Raw genomic sequence first — 7,661 nt, forward strand, 5'->3', positions numbered from 1 at the left:
ACCAGCCTCCTGAACGACTCCGGACAAGCTCCCTACGTGCAACGACGCAGCGCTGCGGCCGGTGCCTCGGCCGAAAAGAGGATTCGCGGCAGCTGTAGGCGAATCCGTAGGCTGTTCGCGTGCGGATCACTTCGGCGCTCGTCGACCCTGCCCTGATCGATTTACCCTGGTCCACTCCACTGGAGGAGTGGCCGGCCGACCACCTGGTCGCCCTGCCCCAGGGCATCTCGCGGCACGTGGTCCGCTTCGTCAAACTCCAGGGCACCGTGTACGCCGTGAAGGAGACCCGCGAGAAGATCGCCGAGCGGGAGTACGACCTGCTCCGCGCACTGGAACGGATCAGCGCCCCGTCCGTCGAGGCGGTCGCGATCGTCGCCGACCGGATCGCCGCCGACGGCGAGCACCTGGAACCGGTGCTGGTCACCCGGCATCTCAAGTTCTCCCTGCCGTACCGGGCGCTGTTCTCGCACACGCTGCGCCCCGACACCATGAACCGGCTGCTGGACGCGCTCGCCGCGCTGCTGGTGCGGATGCACCTGCTCGGCTTCTTCTGGGGCGACTGCTCGCTGTCCAACACCCTGTTCCGCCGCGACGCCGGCGCGTTCGCCGCGTACCTCGTCGATGCCGAGACCGGTCAGCTGCACCTGCGGCTGTCCCCCGGCCAGCGCGGCGAGGACCTGGAGATCGCCCGCACCAACATCTTCGGCGAGGCGCTGGACCTGCAGGCCGCGGGCTTCCTGCACGACGGCATCGACCCCGAGCACGTCTCCGACGAGGTGGTCCGCCGCTACGAGACGCTGTGGCACGAGCTGACCCACGAGCAGGCCGTCGAGACCGACACCCGCCGCCAGATGGACAAGCGCATCCGCCGCCTCAACGAACTCGGCTTCGACGTCGAGGAGGTGTCGATGTCCGTCGTCGAGGAGGGCGGGCACCGCAGCATCATGCTGCGCCCGAAGGTCGTCGACGCCGGCCACCACACCCGCCGCCTGCTGCGCCTGACCGGCCTCGACGCCGAGGAGAACCAGGCCCGCGCGCTGCTCAACGACCTCGACGCGTACCGGGCCGAGTCCGAGGACCTGCCCGACGAGTCGCAGGCCGCGCACCGCTGGCTGACCGAGGTGTTCGAGCCGGTGATCCGCGCGGTCCCGCCGCACCTGCGCGGCAAGCTGGAGCCGCCGGAGCTGTTCGTGCAGATCATCGAGCACCGGTGGACGCTGAGCGAGAACGCCGGCCGGGACATGGGCCTCGCGCCCGCGGTGCAGTCGTTCCTCAACAACGTGCTGGTGCACCGCCCTGACGAGCAGGCCGTGCTCGGGTACGACCCCGACGAGGAACCCGACCCCGACCTCATCCCCGACGACGACATCACCGAGGACGAGGACCCGGACCCCGCCGCCCGCTGACGGCGCCCCCGTTTTGCATTGACGTTGGCCTATTACATCGAGTTCGATCTACAAATTCTCGATCTAATAGGCCAACGTCTATAAAACTCGCGTGGGTGACGAGGCTGGGCGATCAGCAAAACCGCAGGTAGCGTGGCCGCTCGGTCCGGACGCGCCGCTCTGCCGAGCGGCGTGCCACCCCGCCGGGCCGTGCACAGCGAAAGGGTCGCGACGATGCGATCACGGACGCGCCTGGCCGCCCTCGCCAGGCTCACCGCCGACCGGGCCGGATCCGACGGCCAGGCCCACGCCGGGTCACGCCGGACGCCGTCCACCGGCCGCCGCGTGCCGGCCGCCGACCGCCGCGTGCCGACCGCCGACCGCCGGCCGCTGCCGGGCTGGCTGCGTTCGCTGCTGGTGCTCGGTGTCGGCATCGCCGCGGCGCTGACCGTCGCGACGCCCGGCAACGCGCAGGTCGGCGCGGACGCCGCCGCGACCCGCATGATCCACGCGCTCCCGGCCGGCGACCTCTCCGCCGTGCCGGAGGACTTCGCGCAGGTCATGAACTACACCCCGGCCACCGCACGGCTGGCCGACGGCTCCCTGCGGGTGATCAACCCGGACGGCTCGTGCTCGGTGCCCGGCGAGGGTCGCCCGTTCGACTTCGCCGTCGCATGCAAGGCGCACGACTTCGGCTACGACCTGCTGCGGTACGCGCAGCGCCGGGGCGCGCCCCTGGACTCCACGGCCCGCGCCGAGATCGACGTGCTGCTCGACCATGACCTGCGCGTGCAGTGCGTCGCCGACTCCACCCCGGGCAGCTGCGACGCGACCGTCGCCCTGTTCGCCGCCGGGGTGGGCTTCAACTCCTGGCGTCAGGTCTCCGGGCCGCCGGTCGACACGTCCGGCCTGCCGCGCACCGCGGGCCTGGTGCTGCTGGCCCTGGCCGGTGGCGGCTGCCTGGTCACGGCGCGGTCGCGCCTGCTCCCTGCTCGACCGGGTCCGCGTCGTCGTCTGCCCCGTTTCCGGCGGCCTGGCGCATCAGCCGGCTGAGCCCGTCGCGGCTGGCCACCACGGTGATCCGGTCGCGCGCCTGGAGCACCCGGTTGGGGGCGGGCCGCCACAGCGGTCGGGGCTCTCCGAACTCGGCCAGCGCGATCACGCGTACCGCCCCGGCGATGTCCGCCACGGCCACCCGCTGCCCGACGAGCGGTGAGCCCGTGCCGACCACGACCTCCGCGACCAGCAGCACCCGCCGCTCGACCGAGATGGTCCCGATGACCTCGCGTTCCATCAGCGCCTCGGCGAAGGCCGGGGCGGCCAGGTAGGACACGCTCCGAGTGAACCGGATGCTGAACGTCTTGCGCACCCGGGCGGCGAGGTCGCCGTCGAACAGCCGGACCAGCACCCGCAGCTTCGGCTGCAGGTTGCGGCCGTGCAGCGCCGCCTCCAGGTTGATGACGTCGTTGCTGGCCAGCGTCATCAGCGCGCGGCAGTTCTGCACGTGGGCCGAGCGCAGCGTGCTCTCCCGGCTCGCGTCGCCGATGATCAGCGGTACGCCGAGCTCGCGGGCCAGCGGCACACCCCGCGCCTCTTCCTTGACGTCGATCGCGACCAGCGGGATGTCCCGGTCGTAGAGCAGCCGCAGCACGCGGGTGCCGACGTTGCCCAGGCCGACCAGCACGATGTGGCCCTCCTCGGGCAGCCGCAGCCGCCCCTGCGCCACGGCGAGCCGGGCGTTGACCGCGCCCTCGACGACCATGGCCGTGATCAACGGCACCAGGGCCAGCCCGGCCAGCGCGACGAGCAGTTGCAGCACCTGCTGCCAGCCGGGGATGTCCGCGTCGAGCTGCGGGCCGCCGAGCGCGTTGACCAGCGTGACGTATACGCCGTCCCAGAACGAGGCGACCTCCGGCCGGGTGCGCGCGAACGCGAAGCCCGCGCCGACCAGGATCAGCAGCACCACCGCGACCGCGATGCGGAACTGGCGTGAGATCAGCGTCTTCGCGGTGTCGACGACCGCGGGCAGCCGCCAGCGTCGCGCGTTGCGCCGCACGGTACGCGCGACGGTGGTCACCGTGTCGGCGACGCTGTCGGCCACCCCGCTGCTCACCCGCGCCTCGGCCAGCACCAGGTCGGCCCGGCCGGGGTCGGCGGGCAGCAGGTCCGGCGCGGTGCCCCCGGTCGTGGTGTCCACCAGCCCGCAGACCACGTCGTCGGGCGTCACGTCGGCCCGCCGGGCGACCACGAGGGTACGGCCGCCGACCGGCAGCGGCACCGCGTTGACCTCGTCGAGCGCGATCGCGACCAGAGCGGGCGACGCGATCTCGGCGTCGGACAGCACCCGGGCGTTGCCTAGCAGCTCCTCGATGCCGCGGCCGAGATGGGAGTTGTACATCCGGACCACCAGCCGCAGCCCCGGCACCAGATCACGGGCCTGCAGCGCGACGTGGATGTTGCCGACGTCGTCCTGGACGGTGAGCGCCAGCCCGATCGCCGTGGCGACGTCGGCCTTGACCAGGGCACGTTCGTCGACGCGGTCGACCACGACGACGCGCACCCGGGGCAGCTCGCTGAAATCGCGCGCGTCGCGCCGCTGTTCGCCGCTCATCAACACCACCACGTCCACGCCGTAGCGCGTGGTCAACTGCTCCGCGAGGCGGTACGCCAGGCCGTCGGAGCCGTTGATGACGAAGTGGTTGTTGCGGGCACGGCGGAGGTTGGCCACGACCGAGGAGGGGGTCAGCACGCCCGGATGCTATCGACCGCGCACCACCCGTACCACCCCTGAGGGATCGCCAGAGATGCCTTTCCCGCGACGATATGCCCCTTTTGGTCGTTGCTCCTTCAGACGAGTGCACCAAGCAGCACCCTGCGTTTCGGGGTGCACCGGTCAGCAATCGAATGGATGGACATGAACAAGTGGTTCTACCGTGCCGTCGGCGTCGTGGGCGTGGCGGGCGGCGTCATGCTTCTCGGCAATGGCGTCGCGCACGCTGAAACGGTCACCGAGGCCCAGCCGACCGCCGATCTTCAGGCCATGCGAGGGCTGGTCGCCGATCTCTTCTCCCCGACGGGCGGCCTGCACAACCTCGGCCTGTCGATCGACATGCCCGACACGAGGCTGAACGCAGGGCTGCTCGACAACGGGCCCCTTTCGATCACACGGGGCTCCGGCGACTTCGGCGTCACCGCGTACGCACCCGGAGTGCAGAACATCTCACTCACCGGCAAGGCACCGGACCTGACCCGCGCGCTGCCGAGCACCGACCTGCTCAACAGCACGAGCGGCCTGCTCAACGGCACCTCCAAGGAGGAGAACCTGCCGGGCCTGGACGGCGTCACCGGCATGCTCTCCGGCGGACCGCTCGGCAGCCTGATCGGCGGCCAGCCCGGCGGCAGCCCGCTCGACGGCCTCTCCAGCGGACCGCTCGGCGGCCTCACCGGCGGCCTGCTCGGCGGCACCGACGGCGGCGGCACCCTCGGCGGCCTGCTCGGCGGCGGGGACAGCAGCCCGCTCGGCGGGCTGACCGGTGGACTGACCGGCGGCGACAGCCCGCTCGGCGGCCTCACCGGCGGCCTCGGCGACCTGACCGGCGGGCTCAGCGGCGGCCTCAACGGCGGCGGACGTGCCGCCGACCCGCTGGCGAGCCTCACCGGCCTCACCGGCGGCGACGCCCTGGGCGGCCTGACCGGCGGCCTCACCGGCGAGGCCAACGACGTGGCCGGGCTCCAGCCCGCACCCGCGCCCGCACCGGCCGGCGACGCCACCCAGGACACCTTCGGCGAATGGGTCGGCGGCGCGCCCACCGGCATGCCGTCCGACATGCTGATGCGCCAGAGCACGCCCGACCCGCTGCTGGGCGACGTCGACGCGCTCGACCCGTCCGACAGCCAGGGCGTCACGCTCGACCCGGCGCTGTCCCGGCAGGTCGCCGACGCGACCTCGCAGATCGTGCCGGCGCTCATCGCCGACGCGATGGGCCGCAAGAGCGCCGACGACCTGCTCGCCACCGAGGGGATGACCAACCCCGAGGGCCTGCCGTTCGTCGACAAGCTGCCGATCCTCGGCGACGTGCTGGGCAACGGCGGCCCGCTGGACGGCCTGCTGGTCGTCGGCGACATCGCCAAGCAACTGCCCGGCGTACGCGACCTGGCCAACGGCCAGCTGAGCCTGGACACCATCACCAAGCTCCCCGTCGTCGGCGGCATGATCACCGGCGGCATCGTGCAGGGCGGCAAGCCCGGCACCGCGCTGCCCGTGGTCGGCTCGCTGCCGATCGTCGGCGACGCCATCGGCAAGGTCACCGGCAGCCTGAACGGCATGAGCCCGGGCCGCGGCGCCAACCTGCTCAACCCGGCTCCGGTCGTCGACACCCAGCTCCCGGCCGGCCAGCAGCTCACCGGCCCGACCACGCTGCCCGCACCCGCGTCGCAGCACGTCGGACGGCACCGGGCCACCGAGCGGCCGGTCGCCGGCGAGGACGCCGAGTACGCAGAGTCGGCTACCACCGAGGCGGGGCTGCCCGGCCTGGGCGAGCTGCCGCTGCTCGGCAGCCTCACCGGCGGCCTGTCCGGCGGTGCCGGCGGCGCGAGCGGCCTGCCCGTCAGCGGCCTGCTGGGCAACCTGCCGCTGATCAACGACCTGCCGATCCTGGGCAACATGGCCACCTCCATGGAGGTGCTGCGCGGGCTGCCGCTGGTCGGCACCGCCGCGGGCCTGCTGCCCCTGGGGTGAGCGAAGCGCTCGCCTGACAGGCGTACATGAGAAGGGGCGGATGCGACATGCATCCGCCCCTTCGCCGTATTGGCAGGTCGGCCGGGTCTCGCCTGGCCTTGCTAGCCCAGCGGCTACTCCGGCACGTAGACCCCACGACCAGGCGACCCCACGACCGTTCCTCGAATACGCAGGTCGCGAATCACCCGGGCGATCGTCGCCACCGAGACGGGGGCATAGATCTCCTTCAGCTGCGCGTACGAGGGCAGCCGAGATCCGGGCGGATACTCGCCCGTCTTGATCCGGGCTGCGATGTCCTCGGCGATCTCGGTCGAACTCATCGGCATAGGCATTGGGGCACGTCCTCGGGTTGGCACCCCCAGTAGTACCGCACTCACCTCACTTACCGCCAGAGCATGCTGCGCCTCTTGATATAGATAAGTTGAGTGAGATAGGTTGCTCACTAGTCCTCGGGTTGGCGCTTGAGGGCTTAGCAGTGGCCGGATCTCCCACGGCCACCCAACGGGGCACCCCGCCACGACAGCAGAGTGACGACGTGGCGGGGTGCCCCGCGCACTTAGGTACGCGGTTGGGTGGCCAACGCCGGCTCACTGGACGGGTGCGACCAAATTGGCCGCTCGCGACGCGACTAACTATCACTCAGTGACAGAGGTTGGGCAAGTAACGCAGCGGCACACCCCGACTTGGACCTCGGGTGCGCCGCCACTCCCCCGAATTGACCGGAGGTAAGAAGCAGTGTCACATCCCAGCCAACCGCACGTCGTCAACGTGCTCGGCACCTTCGAATCGGCCATTCCACCCCGACACCCCACCTGGTGCGATCGCAACCACTTCGACCGCCTCCTCGCCCACACCGCGTTCATCGGCGAGATCAAATGCGGCCCGACCCTCGTCCTGACTGTCGAGATTGTCGACATCGGGCTAGGTCAAGGCCCGCAGATCCACCTTGAAATGGCCAACTCCCGCGACAAGACGGGCGACGCGTACGAGTTGGCCGCACAAGCCGCACGCGATCTGTCGATGCTGCTGGCCGCCGGGGCCGACATCGCGGCGGGCTGCACCAGCCAGCCGCTGGAACTGGGGGTGCAGCGATGACCGCCGCCCTCGCCGTCGCCACTGCCCTGCACCTGATCGCAGCCATCTTCGCTGTGGCTGCATTCGGAAGAAACTGACACGGTCGACAGAAGATCTCGGCTAGATGCGACCAATGCATGGTTACGCCGAACTCGGCCTGGCGCGTCCGGAGGCAGAGCGCCGAGGCCCAGTTCCGGGCCCGGCGCGGCGCTTCGGAGCCGCCTTGACCTCGTGTGGAAAGTTTCGACAGAGCCGATGGGCGCGAGGATGTGCTGTCCCGGTAGATGCTTGACATCGGCGTCCCAGTAGCTGCTTGACAGGTGCTGAGTTTGGCCTGTTGATCGCGTGATGTTTGCGGGCATCGCGTGGTCCGGAGGCCGGGATTGGCGCTGACGGAGTTGTCGAAAGTTGAGCAGCGGTATCGGGCGGTGCTGGCGGTGCTTGCCGGTGATCGGGTTGGTGAG

Annotated in this window: 5 protein-coding genes and 1 pseudogene; 4 read left to right on the forward strand and 2 right to left on the reverse strand. The window is 71.0% G+C overall.

Going from position 1 to position 7,661, the window contains the following annotated elements:
- Nucleotides 1–119 precede the first annotated feature (119 nt).
- Together F6W97_RS38725 and F6W97_RS38730 are read left to right on the forward strand one after the other, a co-directional pair.
- A pseudogene (locus F6W97_RS38725) lies at nt 120–1,325 on the forward strand (DUF4032 domain-containing protein); the annotation flags it as partial.
- A 294-nt stretch (nt 1,326–1,619) separates the two neighbouring features.
- A complete protein-coding gene (locus tag F6W97_RS38730; protein WP_155375573.1) occupies nt 1,620–2,438 on the forward strand; it encodes a phospholipase A2 in 819 nt (272 codons plus the stop codon).
- Here F6W97_RS38730 and F6W97_RS38735 read toward each other — a convergent pair.
- On the reverse strand, nt 2,350–4,134 hold the full coding sequence (locus F6W97_RS38735) for a potassium channel family protein (RefSeq protein ID WP_155375574.1): 1,785 nt from the start codon (nt 4,132–4,134) through the stop codon (nt 2,350–2,352). The two genes, F6W97_RS38730 and F6W97_RS38735, sit on opposite strands and share 89 nt — an antisense overlap.
- Before the next feature lie 165 nt (nt 4,135–4,299).
- On the opposite strand from F6W97_RS38735, the gene F6W97_RS38740 reads away from it, so the two are divergent.
- A complete protein-coding gene (locus F6W97_RS38740) occupies nt 4,300–6,123 on the forward strand; it encodes a hypothetical protein (protein WP_155375575.1) in 1,824 nt (607 codons plus the stop codon).
- A 113-nt stretch (nt 6,124–6,236) separates the two neighbouring features.
- Here the strand turns inward: F6W97_RS38740 and F6W97_RS38745 are convergent, their stop codons facing one another.
- Entirely contained in the window at nt 6,237–6,443 is a 207-nt protein-coding gene (locus F6W97_RS38745; protein WP_407924646.1) for a winged helix-turn-helix domain-containing protein, read from the reverse strand.
- Nucleotides 6,444–6,858: 415 nt separating this feature from the next.
- Here F6W97_RS38745 and F6W97_RS38750 point away from each other — a divergent pair, with 415 nt between their 5' ends.
- Nucleotides 6,859–7,218, forward strand: coding sequence for a hypothetical protein (locus F6W97_RS38750; RefSeq protein WP_155375577.1), 360 nt, complete (start codon nt 6,859–6,861; stop codon nt 7,216–7,218).
- Nucleotides 7,219–7,661: the final 443 nt, after the last annotated feature.

Source organism: Catellatospora vulcania (genome assembly GCF_009720385.1).
GTDB classification, from domain to species: domain Bacteria; phylum Actinomycetota; class Actinomycetes; order Mycobacteriales; family Micromonosporaceae; genus Catellatospora; species Catellatospora vulcania.

Coding starts and splice junctions, on each gene's coding strand:
- F6W97_RS38745 (WP_407924646.1), bottom strand. CDS start 6,443: ATGAGTTCGACCGAGATCGCCGAGGACATCGCAGCCCGGATCAAGACG.
- F6W97_RS38740 (WP_155375575.1), top strand. CDS start 4,300: ATGAACAAGTGGTTCTACCGTGCCGTCGGCGTCGTGGGCGTGGCGGGC.
- F6W97_RS38730 (WP_155375573.1), top strand. CDS start 1,620: ATGCGATCACGGACGCGCCTGGCCGCCCTCGCCAGGCTCACCGCCGAC.